Below are 15782 nucleotides of genomic sequence, written 5' to 3'. Positions count from 1 at the left end.
GGATGTCCTCCCCGGGGGCAGCGGTGCGTACGGGCTCAGCGGAAGATGCCGGTGTGGCCCAGCGAGTAGCGGCCCGGCTGCGGGTAGACCGCGAGGCCGTGCGGCCCCGAGCCGACCGGGATGCGGGCGAGCTCACGGCCGGTGGTGGTGTCGATCGCGTACACCTCGGCGTCGTAACGGCCGGACAGCCACAGGACCTTGCCGTCCGCCGAGACCCCGCCCATGTCGGGGCTGCCGCCGCCCGGCAGCTGCCACTTCTTGGTCAGCTTGTTCTGGGCGAAGTCGAAGATGGAGATCGTGCCCTCGCCCCGGTTGGAGATGTACATCTCCTTGGAGTCGCGGCTGACGTACAGGCCGTGGCAGCCCTTGCCGGTGGGCAGCAGCGTCGGCGTGCTGAACCGGTCGCCGTCCAGGACCCACATGCCGTGGGCCATCATGTCGGCGATGTAGAAGGTCTTGCCGTCCGGGGACATCTTCACGTCCTGCGGCATCGCCCCCTCGAACGGCAGCTTCTGATGGGCGATGACCTGCATCTTCTCCGTGTCGACCTTGAGCAGCTCGCCGGAGAACTCGCAGGAGACGATGAAATAGCGGCCGTCCATGGAGAAGTCGGCGTGGTTGACGCCCGCACAGTGGACCGGGACGGTCTTGACCCGGTCCATGTTGACGGGCTCACGGAACACCAGCTCGCGGTCCATCGACGCCATCACGACCGCGTACTTGCCGTCGGGCGTGAAGTAGAGGTTGTACGGGTCGGAGACCTTGACCGTGCGGCCCGTCTTGCCGGTCGCCGGGTCGATGGCGGTGAGGCTGTCCCCCAGGTCGTTGTTGACCCACAGGGTCTTCATGTCCCAGGAGGGGACGACGTGCTGGGGCTGGTGCCCGACCGGGATGGTCTCGATGACCTTGTACGTCTTGGGGTCGATCACCGACACCGTGTTGGAGTTGGTGTTGGGCACATAGACGCGTTCGAGGAAGTTCTTCACGGCCGGCTGGAGCGCGCCCGGGCGGTCCGCGGCGTAGGCGTCCTTGGGGTCCAGGACCGGCGGCATCCCGGGCAGGCCCTGCGGCACGGCCTTCTTCGGCACGGGCTGCGCGGCGCCCTTGGTGCCCAGGGCCTCGTTCCCTCCCTTGTCCGCGGACGAGCCGCATCCGGCGAGCGCGGCGAGCAGCAGGCCGCACAGCAGCGCGGCGGTCCTCTTGGTGGGGGTCGGCATCAGGTCAGCAACTCCGTGGTGGTCACCGCGCGCAGTCCGCGGCGGTCGAGATCGGCGAGGAGGACCGGCAGCGCGGCGACCGTGTCCGCGTAGCCGAAGTGCAGACTCACCACGGATCCGTTGCGGATCCGCCCGGTGACATTGCGCGTCACGGCCGAGGCGCCGGGCGAGGTGAAGTCGAGCGAGTCGACGTCGTACGAGAGGATGTGCGGGTACCCCGCCCGCCGCGCCAGTCTCTGAACGAGCGGCGTCGCGTACTGGGTACGGGAGGGCCGGAACCAGGTCCCGATGGAGCCGGTCATCCGGCGCAGCCGGTCCGCGCAGCCGGTGATCTCGGCGTACGCGTCCCGCTCCGCGAGCGCGGAGATGTCGATGTGGCGCTGGGTGTGGTTGCCGAGGTCGTGGCCGCCGTCGAGGATGCGGCGGGCCATCCGCGGGTGTTCGTCGAGCCAGGTTCCGACGGCGAGGACGGTGACCTTGGCACCGGCCCGCTCGGCCTCGGCGAGGACGGCGGTGGCCACCTTGGGGTCGCCCTGGCCGTGGAAGGTGAGCGCGATCTTCGGCCGGTCGCGGGGTCCGTTCACGATCTGGGCCGGCTGCGCCGGGAAGGTGCGGGGGGCCGGGGCGGCGCGGGTGGTCCCGGGGCGGGCGGAGGCGGCGGGCGTCGCTGCGGCGGGCGGCGGTCCGGCGCCGCCCTCGCCGTCCGTGCAGCCGGCCGCGAAGGCCCCCGCGACGGCCGCCCCCGCCCCGGCACGCAGTGCGCTGCGGCGGTCGACCCCACGGGGAGATGGATTGAGCACATGGACATTTAAGTGCGCCGACGGGCGGAAGGTAATGATTGACCCATTTAAGGACCTTTACGGGTCGCCGGGACACGCCATTCGCCGGACGTGTTGGTTCGCTGAATCACTCATCGATACCCATACTTATTCACCATTTACAAGGTGCGTGCTCTAGCTCACCTACGATTCATAGCTAAACTGTGGGGGTATGCGGAAGTTTGTCCGAGTAAGGACTTTTGGCGTGAAGGCCCCCCGTCTGCCATAGTCGGGTACACGACCCCTCATTGACCCGAGCCCGGTCGTCTTCAGTCGCCGTGGATCACACCCCCTCCGGTCCACGGCGGCGCTCCGCAGAAGCCCCCGCAGGCAGGCCGCATCCGGCACGCCCGGGGGCTTCGGCGCATCCGGGGGCCGCCCCGGGGGGCTCGGCACGGGCTGGGGTCAGCGGTCGGCGACCCGCATCTCGAACCAGGTGGTCTTGCCGCGCGGCAGCAGATCCACGCCCCAGCGGTCGGAGAGCTTGTCGACGAGGAAGAGCCCGCGCCCGCTGGTGTCCATCTCGTGGACCGGCATCAGACAGGGCAGCCCGCGCGAAGGGTCGCGCACCTCGATCCTGATCCAGCCCCGGCGCCGCAGCATCCGCAGCCCGAAGGCTCGGGCACCGGTATGCCGCACCGCGTTGCCGACCAGTTCGGAGACGAGCAGGATCGCGTGCTCGGCGAGGGCCGGGGAGAGCGCCCACTGGCGCAGTATCACGCACTGGGTGAGCCGGCGCGCGGTCGCCGCGGACTCGGGCCGGGACGGCAGCCGTACCTCTTCCTCCGTCGGGTTGCCGAACAACTCCAGTGCCTTGAGCGCCCGTTCGTCCTCGACGGCCGGCGTCCACCGAGCCGCGGTCGCGCTGCCGCGCTGCCACGGTTGTTCCACACCCTCCAGCCCCGCCATGCCCCCATCATGGCCGCCCGGGACGGCCTCCGGGGCCGTTCCCGGGGAAAACGACCCCCGGAACCAGAGGTTCCGGGGAGCTCGCTCAGCATGTGCCGAGGGCGGCGGATCACTCCCGTACCGCCCACGAGCTGCGATGACGGGCCGCGACCAGCGGATCACCAGGCGTTCGGAGCCCGGCGCACTTAAGGCTCCATTAAGGCCAGGCTAATCCACCCTCAGGGTGTACGACCGGCCTCCAACCGCGCGCGGCTCAGAGGAACTTGGCCTTGCCGGGGCCCTCCTCGACGAAGCTGCGCATCCCGCGCTCGCGGTCCTCGGTCGCGAACAGGCCCGCGAACCAGTTCCGTTCGATGGCGAGCCCGGTCTCGATGTCCGTCTCCAGACCCGCGTCGATGGACTCCTTGGCGGCGCGGAGCGCGAGCGCCGGACCCTGGGCGAGCTTCGCCGCCCAGGCGTGCGCCTCCTCGTACACCTTCTCCGCCGCGACCACCCGGTCCACCAGACCGAGCGTCAGCGCCTCGTCGGCCCTGACCATCCGGCCGGTGAAGATGAGGTCCTTGGCCTTGGCCGGGCCGATCAGCCGGGACAGCCGCTGGGTGCCGCCCGCGCCCGGGATCAGGCCGAGCAGGATCTCGGGCTGGCCCAGCTTGGCGTTGTCGGCGGCGATCCGGATGTCGGCGCAGAGCGCGAGCTCGCAGCCGCCGCCTAGCGCGTACCCGGTGACGGCGGCGACGACGGGCTTGGGGATGCGCGCGACGGCGGTGAACGACTCCTGGAGCGCCCGGGACCGCACCACCATCGCGGTGTGGTCCATCGCCTGCATCTCCTTGATGTCCGCGCCCGCCGCGAACACCTTCTCGCCGCCGTAGATCACCACGGCCCGTACGTCGTCGCGGCGGGTCGCCTCCTCGGCGAGCTCGCGCAGCCGGTCCTGGATCGCGATGTCCAGGGCGTTCATCGGGGGGCGGTCCAGGCGGAGGGTGCCGACGCCTTCGGAGACTTCGAGGGTCACAGTCATGGCAGCAGGTTAGTTGCCGTCAACAGCGACGGACCCGGTGCTGTGCGTCACAGCGACCGGGTCCGTTCCCCTCGGATCTCTTCGGATCTCTTCGGATCTCTTCAGGCGCGTCCTACTTCGTCCACTCCGCCCAGGACATGTTCCAGCCGTTGAGGCCGTTGTCCGGCTGGATCTGCTTGTCCTTGGAGTTCTTCACGATGACCACGTCACCGATGAGCGAGCGGTCGTAGAACCAGGCCGCCGGGGTCGAGGAGTCGCCCGCGCCGCGCGCGTCCCGCAGGCCCACACAGCCGTGGCTGGTGTTGGTGTTGCCGAACACCGACGGGTCGCCCCAGTAGTTGCCGTGGATGAAGGTGCCCGAGCTGGACAGACGCATCGCGTGCGGCACGTCCTTGATGTCGTACTCGCCGCCGAAGCCCACGGTGGCGCCGTTCATCCGGGTCACCTGGTACTTCTCGCTGATCACCATCTGGCCGTTGTACGTGGTGTTCGCCGGGGAACCCGCGCTGATCGGGATGGTCTTGAGGGTCTTGGCGTCACGCACGACGGTCATGGTGTGGGCGGCCGCGTCCACCGTGGCGACCTGCGAGCGGCCGACGGTGAACTTCACCGTACGGGTCTGCTTGCCGTAGACGCCGGGCCGGCCCTCGACGCCGTCGAGGTTGAACTTGACGGTCACCTTGGTGCCCGCCGCCCAGTACTTCTCCGGGCGGAAGTCCAGGCGGTCGTTGCCGAACCAGTGACCCTCGACCGGCACCGGCGGCTCGGCCGTCACCTTGATGGCTTTCTCGACGGCCTGGGGGTTGGTGATGCCACGGCTGAAGTTGACCGACACCGGCATGCCGACGCCGACGGTGTCGCCGTCCTCGGGGACGTAGGTGCCGATGAAGGTGTTCTTGGGGACGAGCGTGGTGAAGGTCGTGTCCTTGGCGGACTCGCGGCCCTGGTCGTCCTTGGCGACCGCGTGGACCTTGTACTTGGTGGCGGAGGCGAGGTGCTGCTCCGGGGCCCAGGCGGCGCCGTCGGCGGAGATCTTCCCGGCCACCGCGTTGCCCTTGGTGTCCGCGACCGCGACGGCGGTGAGCTTGCCCTGGGCGGCGGATATCTTCAGCGCGCCGCTCGTCGCCACGTCGCCGGCGCCGTCCTTGGGCGCGACGGTCACGACCGCGGCCGAGGCCTTGGTGTCCTCGGCCGCCTTGCCGGCGCCGCCCTTGCCCTTGCCGTCACCGTCGCCGGCGGAGTCGTCGCCGCCCCCGCACGCGGAGACCAGCAGAAGCAGCGCCCCCAGCAGCAGAGCCAGCAGACCCGGCGTGCCGCGCCGCCGCCCCGCCGCTCTCTTCGGAGCCCCCGATATGTGCTGCCCGTTCACGACAGTTCTCTCCCCTCGCACGGCCTGGATCAAGCCACGGCCCGCACTGTGAAAACACCCCCGCGCGCATCCTCGCGCGCACACGATTGCCTAGGTAATCACACCGGACGCACACGCACCGCCACGCGAATGTCACCGTTCGGTGCCAATGGTCCCGTGCGTTCGCTGTGGCGACATCGCGACGTCACCGGGGGTGTGTACGGGCCGGGCCGGCCGGCGAGGGAGGGTCAGAGGGCCGAGCCCGCCCTCCACTTCGCCCAGCCGAGGTTCCAGCCGCCGAGGCCGTTGTCGGGCGCGACCGTTTTGTCACGGGAGTTGATGACTTCCACCACGTCCCCGACGAGCGTGCGGTCGAAGAACCAGCCCGCCGGGGTGTCCGGGCTGCCGCCCTTCACATCGCGCAGGCCCACACAGCCGTGGCTGGTGTTGCTGGAGCCGAAGGTGCCCGACGTCGCCCAGTAGTTGCCGTGCAGGAAGGTCCCGGAGGCGGTCAGCCGGATGGCGTGCGGCACGTCGGGGATGTCGTACTCCCCGCCGAAGCCGACCGTACGGCTGTTCATCCTTGTCACGTCGAACATCTCGGTGACGACCATCTTGCCGTTGTACGTGGTGTTCTTCGGCGCCCCCGCCGAGATCGGGACCGTACTGACCAGCTCGCCGCCCCGGCGCACCTCCATCGTGTGCGCGTCGGCGTCCACCAGGGACTCCTGGTCGCGCCCGATGGTGAAGCCGATCCGCTTCTCCTGGATGCCGTACACCCCCGGGGCGCCGGGGACGTCGCGCAGCCGCATGTCCACGGTGACCTTGGTGCCCGGCTTCCAGTACTTCCTGGGCCGGAAGTCCAGGCGCTCCTTGCCGAACCAGTGGCCCACCACCTCGACCGCCGGCTTCGAGGTGACCCTGATGGCGCGCTCCACGGCCGCCCGGTTCTGGATCGCCTGGTTGAAGTTGAACGAGACGATCATGCCGACGCCGACCGTCGAGCGGTTCTCCGGCTTGAAGTAGCCGATGAACCGGTGCTCGGGCACCAGCGTGGTGAAGCTGGTGTGCCGGGCCTGGCGGCGGCCGTGGCCGTCGAGCGCCACCGCGTCCACCGTGTACTTGGCGGCCAGTTCGAGCCGGCCCGCCGTACCCTGGGTCGGCTCCCAGGAGAGTCCGTCCTCGCTGATCCGGCCCGGCACCTCCTCGGGCTGGGCGTCCTCGGCCTTCATCACCCTGACCCGCTCCAGGCGCCCGCCGGGCACCCGCACTCCGATCCTCCCGTCCGCCTTGACTCCCTTGGCCCCGTCGTCGGGGGTCACCAGGATCACGTTGCGGGGCGGCCGCGCCTTGCCCGCGACGACGTCCTTGACCCCGCCGATGTCCAGATGGGCCCCGCTGCATCCGGCCAGCCCGGCCACCAGCGCCGCCGTCAGTCCCGCCCATGTCAGGGCGGCCGCGGTGCTCGCCCCTGCCCGCTTCAGTACGAATCTCACGACGGCTCAACGACCGCGCCCCGCCGGGGGAAACGTGAGTACGAGCCGGGTAACGGGAAGAAAGCCTGCGAGGACACGCGTGGGGAGCCGCGGCCGGGACGCCGCGCTCCGTCCAGGCGCCGAGCCGCGGGAGGCCGAGGGGTGTCGAGCGCAGCAGAGCAGGAGGCGGAGCGGGGGGTGGGGCGACCGGCTCCGCACGGGGAAGAGCACCGGGAACTGAACGGCCACGGCCGGCGGGGCGGCCCCGGCGGGCTGCGGCCACCGGTCTGGCCGGGTGCGCCGACCCCGCTGGGGGCCCGGTTCCGGGTGGGGCCGGACGGGGTGGCGGGCACCAACTTCGCGCTGTGGGCGGGCGGGGCGGAGTCGGTGGAGCTGTGCCTGTTCGACGCGGCGGGCACCGAGACCCGGCTCGCCCTGGTCGAGCTCACCCATGAGATCTGGCACGGCTTCGTGCCGGGCGTACGGCCGGGGCAGCGGTACGGCTACCGGGTGCACGGCCGCTGGGACCCCTGGACGGGGGCCCGCTGGAACCCGTCGAAGCTGCTGCTCGACCCGTACGCGCGGGCGGTCGACGGAGACTTCGGGCTGCCGCCGCAGGTGTACGGGCATGTGCGCGACTGGCCGCAGCAGCAGGTGGCCGACACCGTCCGCGACGACCGGGACTCGGCGCCGTACGTCCCCAAGGGGGTCGTCGTCCACGATGACGACGACTGGTCGGACGACCGCCGCCCGAAGACGCCGTGGGCCGACTCGGTCATCTACGAGCTGCACGTGCGCGGCTTCACCAGACTGCACCCCGGGATCCCGAAGGAGCTGCGCGGCACGTACGCGGGGCTCGCGCACCCGGCGGCGCTCGACCATCTCGTACGGCTGGGGGTGACGGCGGTCGAACTGCTCCCGGTGCACCAGTTCGCCCACGAGGACCATCTGCTGCGCCGGGGCCTGCGCAACTACTGGGGCTACAACTCGGTCGGCTACTTCGCGCCGCACGCGGCGTACTCGTCCTCGGGGACTGCGGGCCAGCAGGTCGGCGAGTTCAAGCGGATGGTGCGGGCGCTGCACAGGGCGGGGATCGAGGTCATCCTCGACGTGGTCTACAACCACACGGCGGAGGCGGGCGAGCGCGGCCCGACGCTGTCGCTGCGCGGCATCGACAACAAGGGGTACTACCGCCTCCAGTCGGACGCGCGCCGGTACGCGGACTACACGGGCTGCGGCAACACGCTGCACGTGGTGCAGCCCCAGGTGCTGCGGCTGATCACGGACTCGCTGCGGTACTGGGTGACGGAGATGGGGGTGGACGGCTTCCGCTTCGACCTGGCGGCGGCGCTCGCCCGCTCGATGCACGACGTCGACATGCTCTCCCCCTTCCTGGCCGTCATCGCCCAGGACCCGGTGCTGCGCCGGGTCAAGCTGATCGCGGAGCCGTGGGACGTGGGGCGCGGCGGGTACCAGGTCGGCGCCTTCCCGCCGCTGTGGACGGAGTGGAACGACCGCTACCGGGACGCGGTGCGGGACTTCTGGCGCGGCGCGCTGCCCGATGTGCGCGACCTGGGCTACCGCCTGTCGGGGTCGAGCGACCTGTACGCGTGGGGCGGCCGCCGCCCGTACGCGTCGATCAACTTCGTCACGGCCCACGACGGCTTCACCCTGCGCGACCTGGTCTCGTACGAGCGCAAACACAACGAGGCGAACGGGGAGGGCAACCGGGACGGGACGGACGACAACCGGTCCTGGAACTGCGGAGTGGAGGGCGAGACGGACGACCCCCGGGTCAACGCCCTGCGCCGCCGCCAGCTGCGCAACCTGCTGACGACGCTCCTGGTCTCCACCGGGGTGCCGATGCTGGTGGCCGGGGACGAGATGGGGCGCACCCAGGGCGGCAACAACAACGCGTACTGCCAGGACGGCGAGGTGGGGTGGATCGACTGGTCCCTCCTGGAACAGCCGGGCCCCCGGGGGCTGCTCGAACTGGCCCGCCGCCTGGTCGCGCTGCGCCACCGCCACCCGGTGCTGCGCCGCCGCGCGTTCTTCTCCGGCCGGGCGCAGGGGGCGGACGGGCTGCGGGACCTGGCGTGGTTCACCGCGCGCGGGGCGGAGATGACCGAGCGGGACTGGTACGCGCCGACGGCCACGCTCGGCCTGTACCTGTCGGGCCGCGACATCCCCGGCCGGGATGCTTTTGGCGCGCCGGTGGTGGACGACAGCTTCCTGATAGTCCTCCACGCGGGCAGCCGCCCGACGGGGTTCGTGGTGCCGGGGGCGCCGTGGGGGGAGGGGTACGAGGTGCTGGTGGACACGGCGGTGGAGGACCAGGCGGGGGTGCCGGGGCGGGTGCACCGGGGTGGGGTGGAGGTGGGGGTGGGGGCGCGGTCGGTACAGGTGCTGCGGGTTACGGGGTGATGATCCCCCACCCCGCCCCGCCCACGCCTCAAACGCCGACGCGGCTGGATTCGCCCGGGCCGGAGTTGCCCAAGGGGCGCGGGGAACCGCGCGAACAGCCCCCGCCCACCCGCAGACGAAGCACTCGGTCAAAAAGCCGGTGGGCGTTGTCGGTGGTGAAGTTTAGGCTCGATGATTGATGTCAGACATACATGCTCCCACCAAGAACCAGTCGACGGTCCGTACGCTGCTGAGGCTCTGGCCGTACGTACGACCCGTCCGAACTCGCCTGTTCAACGCGGCGTTAGTCGCCGTCGTCGCGTCCTGCCTAGGTCTGGTGATCCCGCTCGTACTGAAGTGGATCGTCGACGGCCCGGTCAGCGACGGTGACCCCGGCGGGGTCTGGCTGGGCGCGCTCGTCCTGCTGCTGCTCGGGATCGCGGAGGCGCTCCTCTTCGGCCTGCGGCGGTGGCTGGTGGCGCGCCCGCTCGCGGGGGTCGAGGCGGCGATGCGGGCGGATCTGTACCGGCATGTGCAACGGCTGCCGGTGTCCTTCCACGACCGGTGGCCGTCGGGCCAGTTGTTGTCGCGGGGGACGACGGATCTGAGCCTGGTACGGATGTTCCTGGCGTTTCCGCTGACGTTCTTGCTGGTCAACGGGGTGACCATCCTGGTGGGCTTCATCATCCTGCTGTCGCAGGAGTGGACGCTGGGGCTGGTGCTGATCCTTCCCGTGGTGCCGCTGGTGGCGCTGTGTTCGCTCTTCGAGTCGCGTTACTCGGTGGCGGCGCGGCGGGCGCAGGACCAGGTGGGCGATCTGACGACACTGGTCGAGGAGAGCGTGCTCGGCATCCGGATCATCAAGGGGTTCGGGCGCCATCGCAGCCAGGCGCGCGCGTTCGGGGAGCTGGCGCGGGGGCTGCGGGGCACCGAACTGCACAAGGCGCGGCTGCTCGCGGCGCTGTGGGGCGTGATCACGGCGATACCCGAACTCGCCATCGGGGCGGCGCTGGTGCTGGGGACCGTGCGGGTGGCCGACGGTGACCTGTCGGCCGGGACGCTGGTGGCGTTCCTGTCCACGGCGCTGGCGCTGCGGTGGCCGGTGGACTCGATCGGGTTCCTCCTGGCGATGAGCCAGGAGGCGGGGACGGCGACAGAGCGGTTCTTCGAGGTCCTGGATGAGGGCCCCCACGGCCCCTGCACCCCGCTACAGGGCTCCGCCCCGGGACCCGCTCCTCACACTCCGGAGGAGCTGGAGATACCCAGGGGCGCGGGGAACCGCGCGACCAGCCACACACAGCCCGCGGACGAACCCCACAACCCCCCGGAGGGCTCCGCGGGGAACCGCGCGACCAGCCACCCACAACCCGCGGACGAACCCGCGCCCCACCACCTCGGCATCCGATTCCACCGCGTCGCCTTCCGCTACCCCGACGCCCCCGCCGACACCCCACCCCTCCTCTCCGGGATCGATCTCCACATCCGGAGCGGCGAGACCATGGCCATCGTGGGTGGGACCGGGTCCGGGAAGACGACGCTCACCGCGCTCGTGCCGCGGCTGTACGACGCGACCGGTGGGCGCATCACGCTCGACGGGGTCGACATCGCCACCATGCCCCGCGAGCGGCTCCGCGAGCTCGTCGCCGTGGCGTTCGAGGAGCCCACCCTCTTCTCCGCCTCCGTGGGCGAGAACGTCCTGATGGGCGGCGGCGGGCCCGAGGACCTCGACCGCGCGCTGGACGTCGCGCAGGCCGGGTTCGTACGGGAGCTCCCGTACGGCGTCGACACCCAGGTCGGCGAGCAGGGGCTCAGCCTCTCCGGCGGGCAGCGCCAGCGGCTCGCCCTCGCGCGGGCGGTCGTCGGGCGGCCCAGGTTCCTGGTGCTCGACGACCCGCTCTCCGCGCTCGACGTACACACCGAGGCCCGTGTCGAGGCGGCCCTGCGCGACGTCCTGCGCGAGACCACCGCGCTGGTCGTCGCCCACCGCCCGTCGACGGTGATGCTCGCCGACCGGGTCGCGCTGCTCTCCGGCGGCCGCGTCGCCGCCGTCGGCACCCATCAGGAACTGCTGCGCAGCAACGCCGAGTACGCCTGGCTGATGTCCGGCGCGGGGGATCAGGGGGAGGACCGATGACGACCACCATGGGTGCGGAGCGCCAGGCCGATCCGGAGGAGCCGGAGGGGCCGGAAGGGCCAGAAGGGCCAGAAGGGCCAGAAGGGACAAAGGGGGCAGAGGGGCCGCCGCCCCCTACCGATCCCTTCGATCGCGACGCCCTCCCCTCCCCCGCCGGCGCCACCCGCGCACTCCTCTTCGACCTGTTGCGCCCCATGCGGCGCCGCGTCGTCGTCACCGCGCTGCTCATCCTGTTGCAGCAGGCCGCCGTGCAGGCGGGGCCGATGCTCGTCGCGTACGCCATCGACCGGGGCGTGCCCGCATTCCGCAGGCACGAATACGGACCCCTCATAGCCGTCGGCTCCGGGTACCTCGTCTGCGCCCTGGGGGCCGGGCTGCTGCAGTACGCGTTCATCAGCGCCTCCACCCGCGTCGGCCAGGACGTGCTGCTCGATCTGCGTGGGCGGATCTTCCGGCACGCGCAGGCGCTGAGCGTCGACTTCCACGAGCGGTACACCTCGGGCCGGCTCATCTCCCGTTCCACCTCCGACGTGGAGTCGCTGCGCGAACTCTTCAACGAGGGGCTCCAGGAGCTCATCGGTGTGGTGCTCTCCGCCGTGTACATCTGCGCGATGCTGCTCTGGCTCGACTGGGGCATCGGCGCGCTCGCCGTCGCCTCGTACGCGCCGCTGCACCTGCTGATCCGCCGCTACCGGCGCCGTGCTTCGCGCGCGTTCGACGCCCGCTCGACGGCGATCGCGGCCGTGATCGTCAAGTTCGCGGAGACCCTCAACGGCATCCGGCCGGTCCAGGCGTTCCGCCGTGAGCGCGCCAACGACGAGGAGTTCCGCAGGCTCAACCGCCACCACGAGCGCACCAACGGCGACGCGATCCTCGAAATGGCCCAGTACGTGGTGGGTTCGCGCCTGGTGGCCAACACCGCCGTCGCCGCGATGGTGCTGTGGGGTGCCTCCCGGGTCGCCGACGGCACCCTCGCGCTGGGCGTGCTCGCCGCCGCGGTGCTGTATCTGCGGCGGCTGTACGACCCGATCGACAGGCTCGGGATGTTCCTCAACTCGTACGAGGCTGCCGTCTCGTCCCTCGGGAAGATCGCCGGGCTGCTCGCCCAGACGCCGACCGTGCCCGAGCCCGCGCATCCGGTGCCGCTGCCGGAGCGGTCCGGTGAACTCCCGGGGCGGCGGGTCGAGTTCGACGGCGTCGGGTTCTCGTACCGTACGGGCGGCGAGGTCCTCCCCCGCTTCGACCTGACGATCCCGGCCGGGCAGACCGTGGCCGTGGTCGGCTCGACCGGCGCCGGCAAGTCCACCCTCGCCAAGCTGCTCGCCCGCTTCTACGACCCTTCCCCGAGCTCTCCGACAAGCTCCGAGCAGGGGACGCCCCAACCGGGCCGGGTCCTGCTCGACGGCGTCGATCTGCGCGAGCTGGCCGTGCCCGAGCTGCGGCGCGGGGTCGTGATGATCACCCAGGAGGCGTTCCTCTTCTCCGGCACGGTCGCCGACAACATCGCCATCGGCCGCCCGGAGGCGACCCGCGAGGAGATCGAGCGGGCCGCGAAGGCGATCGGCGCGCACGACTTCATCGCACGGCTGCCGGACGGCTACGACACGGACGTGCGCAAGCGGGGCGGGCGCATCTCGGCGGGCCAGCGCCAGCTGGTCGCCTTCGCCCGCGCGCTGCTCGCGGACCCGGCGGTGCTGATCCTCGACGAGGCGACCTCGTCGCTCGACATCCCGGGCGAGCGGGCGGTCCAGCGCGCGATGCACACGGTGCTGCACGGCCGTACCGCCGTCGTCATCGCCCACCGGCTGTCGACCGTGGAGATCGCGGACCGGGTGCTGGTGATGGAGCACGGGCGCGTCGTCGAGGACGGCTCGCCCGCCGAACTCATCGCGGGAACCGGCCGGTTCGCGGATCTGCACCGGGCGTGGCGGGAGAGCCTGGTGTAGCCGGAAGGGGCGGGGCGACGGGAACCGACTCGTCGCCCCATCCGCCCCACTGTCCGCCTGGCGGACACCGGGCGGGGCTCCGGAGCGACAAGTGCGGAGTCGCATTGCGGCCATTGTCGCAAGCGGTTTCCACGACCGCTCCGGACGCCTTTCTTGCTGGTGGGACAGGGTGCGTATCCGGACACTCCCGTCGATCGTGACGCACCCAACTGCTCACTGGACACAAGGTGTTGACAAAGGAAACGTCCGCTTAACGAACGGCGTCCTTCGTACAACGAACGATTTCCGGCCAACTTCTTGACGCGCTCCTGACAGCGGTCGGCCACTCCTGGCACTCTCTCCCCGATCCAAGAATCACCGCTCCGCATGCTCCGCCCGGACGGCCCTACCCAGCCGCCGGTACCCCCCTCGCAGAAGGAGTTCGCGTGAGATCCACGCACCGTCGTCGTGCCACCGCCACCGCCGCCCTGCTCTCCGCAGCCGCCATGCTCACCGTCGGAGTCCAGGCAGGTAGCGCCAGCGCACGCCCCGACAACTCCGCGTCCGCCAACGCCCTCAAGGCGCAGGCCGTACGCAATCCGGGCGCTCTGCCCGCCAAGCTCTCGCCCTCGCAGCGGGCCGAGCTCATACGCCAGGCCGGCGACAAGACGGCGGAGACCGCCAAGAACCTCGGCCTCGGCGCGCAGGAGAAGCTCGTCGTCCGCGATGTGATCAAGGACCAGAACGGCACCCAGCACACGCGGTACGAGCGCACGTACGCCGGGCTCCCGGTCCTCGGCGGCGACCTCGTCGTCGACACGGCCGCCGGCGGCCGGACCCAGGGCGTCATCAAGGCGAACGGCGCCCAGCTGAAGAACATCGCCACCACGGCCAAGCAGGGCCCGGCCGGCGCGCAGAAGCAGGCCCTCGCGGCCGCCGCCGACAAGGGCGCCAAGAAGGCCACCGCCGACCGCGCCCCGCGCAAGGTCGTCTGGATGGCCAAGGGCACGCCGACCCTCGCGTACGAGACGGTCGTCGGCGGTCTGCAGGACGACGGCACCCCGAACCAGCTGCACGTCATCACCGACGCGGCGACCGGCGCGAAGCTGTACCAGTGGCAGGGCATCGAGACCGGTGTCGGCAACACCCACTACAGCGGCCAGGTCACCCTCGGCACCACGCAGTCGGGCTCGAACTACACGCTGACCGACGGCGGGCGCGGCGGCCACAAGACGTACAACCTGAACCACGGCTCGTCCGGCACCGGCACGCTGTTCTCCCAGACCAACGACACCTGGGGCGACGGCACCAACTCCAACGCCGCCACCGCGGGCGCGGACGCCGCCTACGGCGCCGGGGAGACCTGGGACTTCTACAAGAACGTCTTCGGCCGCAGCGGCATCCGCGGCGACGGCGTCGGCGCGTACTCCCGCGTCCACTACGGCAACGCGTACGTCAACGCGTTCTGGGACGACAGCTGCTTCTGCATGACGTACGGCGACGGCACGGGCAACAACGACCCGCTGACCTCGCTGGACGTGGCCGGCCACGAGATGACGCACGGCGTCACCTCCAACACGGCGGGCCTGGAGTACAGCGGCGAGTCCGGTGGCCTCAACGAGGCGACCTCGGACATCTTCGGCACCGCGGTGGAGTTCTACGCCAACAACGCGTCCGACGTCGGCGACTACCTCATCGGCGAGAAGATCAACATCAACGGCGACGGCACCCCGCTGCGCTACATGGACAAGCCGAGCAAGGACGGCGGCTCCAAGGACAGCTGGTACTCCGGCCTCGGCAACCTGGACGTCCACTACTCCTCCGGCCCGGCGAACCACTGGTTCTACCTGGCCTCCGAGGGCAGCGGCACCAAGGTCATCAACGGTGTGACCTACAACTCGCCGACCTCCGACGGCCTGCCGGTCACCGGCATCGGCCGCGACAAGGCCCAGCTGATCTGGTACAAGGCGCTCACCACCAAGTTCAACTCAAGCACCGACTACAAGGGCGCCCGCGACGGCACCATCGCCGCGGCGACCGAGCTCTACGGTGCGGGCAGCGCCGAGGTCAACAACATCACCGACGCGTGGGCGGCCATCGCGGTCGGCGCCCGCCACGGCGGCGGTGGCGACCCGGGCGGCAAGGTCTTCGAGAGCGGCACCAACGTCAACATTCCGGACTCCCCGGGAGCGGCGGTCACCTCGTCGGTCGCCGTCACCGGTGTCACCGGCAACGCGCCCAGCACCCTCAAGGTCGGCGTGAAGATCGTCCACACCTACATCGGTGACCTCCAGATCGACCTGGTGGCGCCCGACGGTTCGGTGTACTCGCTGAAGACCACCGGGACCGGCGGCTCGACGGCCAACCTCGACACCACGTACACCGTCAACGCCTCCTCCGAGGTCGCCAACGGCACCTGGAAGCTGAAGGTCCAGGACAAGGCGCGGTACGACACCGGCTACATCGACAACTTCAAGCTCACGTTCTGAGCTCCCGAGCTCACCTTCCGGTCAGGCGGCTGACCGGCGCGTG

General features: G+C 70.8%; 10 protein-coding genes. 4 read left to right on the top strand and 6 right to left on the bottom strand.

Annotated elements, in window-relative coordinates:
* Positions 1 to 35 precede the first annotated feature (35 nt).
* The 6 genes from ACFWA7_RS09425 to ACFWA7_RS09400 all read right to left on the bottom strand — a co-directional run bounded on the left by ACFWA7_RS09425 (position 36) and on the right by ACFWA7_RS09400 (position 6809).
* Positions 36 to 1217, bottom strand: coding sequence for a YncE family protein (locus tag ACFWA7_RS09425; protein WP_385536550.1), 1182 nt, complete (start codon positions 1215 to 1217; stop codon positions 36 to 38).
* Positions 1217 to 2017 (bottom strand): polysaccharide deacetylase family protein, encoded by an 801-nt coding sequence (locus ACFWA7_RS09420; RefSeq protein ID WP_385821992.1) that lies wholly within the window; start codon positions 2015 to 2017, stop codon positions 1217 to 1219. The genes ACFWA7_RS09425 and ACFWA7_RS09420 overlap by 1 nt, the downstream gene beginning before the upstream one ends.
* 423 nt (positions 2018 to 2440) lie before the next feature.
* Entirely contained in the window at positions 2441 to 3082 is a 642-nt protein-coding gene (locus ACFWA7_RS09415) for an ATP-binding protein (protein WP_385536585.1), read from the bottom strand.
* 115 nt (positions 3083 to 3197) lie between these two features.
* Positions 3198 to 3965: an enoyl-CoA hydratase/isomerase family protein gene (locus tag ACFWA7_RS09410; RefSeq protein ID WP_371654851.1), complete on the bottom strand. Its 768-nt coding sequence runs from the start codon at positions 3963 to 3965 to the stop codon at positions 3198 to 3200.
* 112 nt (positions 3966 to 4077) lie between these two features.
* Complete coding sequence (locus ACFWA7_RS09405; protein ID WP_385536556.1) at positions 4078 to 5334, bottom strand: Ig-like domain-containing protein; 1257 nt, start codon at positions 5332 to 5334, stop codon at positions 4078 to 4080.
* A 227-nt stretch (positions 5335 to 5561) separates the two neighbouring features.
* Entirely contained in the window at positions 5562 to 6809 is a 1248-nt protein-coding gene (locus ACFWA7_RS09400; protein WP_385821989.1) for an Ig-like domain-containing protein, read from the bottom strand.
* Positions 6810 to 6950: 141 nt separating this feature from the next.
* Between ACFWA7_RS09400 and glgX the strand changes: the two genes are divergently transcribed.
* From glgX to ACFWA7_RS09380, 4 genes are all read left to right on the top strand, one after another.
* Positions 6951 to 9212 carry a glycogen debranching protein GlgX gene (gene glgX, locus ACFWA7_RS09395; protein WP_385536560.1) on the top strand — a complete coding sequence of 754 codons (2262 nt, stop codon included), beginning with the start codon at positions 6951 to 6953 and terminating at the stop codon, positions 9210 to 9212.
* A 178-nt stretch (positions 9213 to 9390) separates the two neighbouring features.
* Positions 9391 to 11325, top strand: coding sequence for an ABC transporter ATP-binding protein (locus ACFWA7_RS09390; RefSeq protein WP_385536562.1), 1935 nt, complete (start codon positions 9391 to 9393; stop codon positions 11323 to 11325).
* A complete protein-coding gene (locus ACFWA7_RS09385; protein ID WP_385821987.1) occupies positions 11322 to 13271 on the top strand; it encodes an ABC transporter ATP-binding protein in 1950 nt (649 codons plus the stop codon). The genes ACFWA7_RS09390 and ACFWA7_RS09385 overlap by 4 nt, the downstream gene beginning before the upstream one ends.
* 425 nt (positions 13272 to 13696) lie before the next feature.
* Positions 13697 to 15739 carry a M4 family metallopeptidase gene (locus tag ACFWA7_RS09380; RefSeq protein WP_385536566.1) on the top strand — a complete coding sequence of 681 codons (2043 nt, stop codon included), beginning with the start codon at positions 13697 to 13699 and terminating at the stop codon, positions 15737 to 15739.
* The last annotated feature ends 43 nt before the right edge of the window (positions 15740 to 15782 follow it).

This window comes from Streptomyces sp. NPDC059994, from assembly GCF_042737755.1.
In the GTDB taxonomy this organism is placed as follows: domain Bacteria; phylum Actinomycetota; class Actinomycetes; order Streptomycetales; family Streptomycetaceae; genus Streptomyces.
Note: the sequence above shows the minus strand (reverse complement) of the source record. Positions and strands in the feature narration are given on the sequence as shown.

What these genes read in the sequence shown, in the direction of transcription:
- ACFWA7_RS09410 (WP_371654851.1), bottom strand. Translation starts at nt 3,965, where the DNA reads ATGACTGTGACCCTCGAAGTCTCCGAAGGCGTCGGCACCCTCCGCCTG.
- ACFWA7_RS09425 (WP_385536550.1), bottom strand. Translation starts at nt 1,217, where the DNA reads ATGCCGACCCCCACCAAGAGGACCGCCGCGCTGCTGTGCGGCCTGCTG.
- ACFWA7_RS09385 (WP_385821987.1), top strand. Translation starts at nt 11,322, where the DNA reads ATGACGACCACCATGGGTGCGGAGCGCCAGGCCGATCCGGAGGAGCCG.
- ACFWA7_RS09390 (WP_385536562.1), top strand. Translation starts at nt 9,391, where the DNA reads ATGTCAGACATACATGCTCCCACCAAGAACCAGTCGACGGTCCGTACG.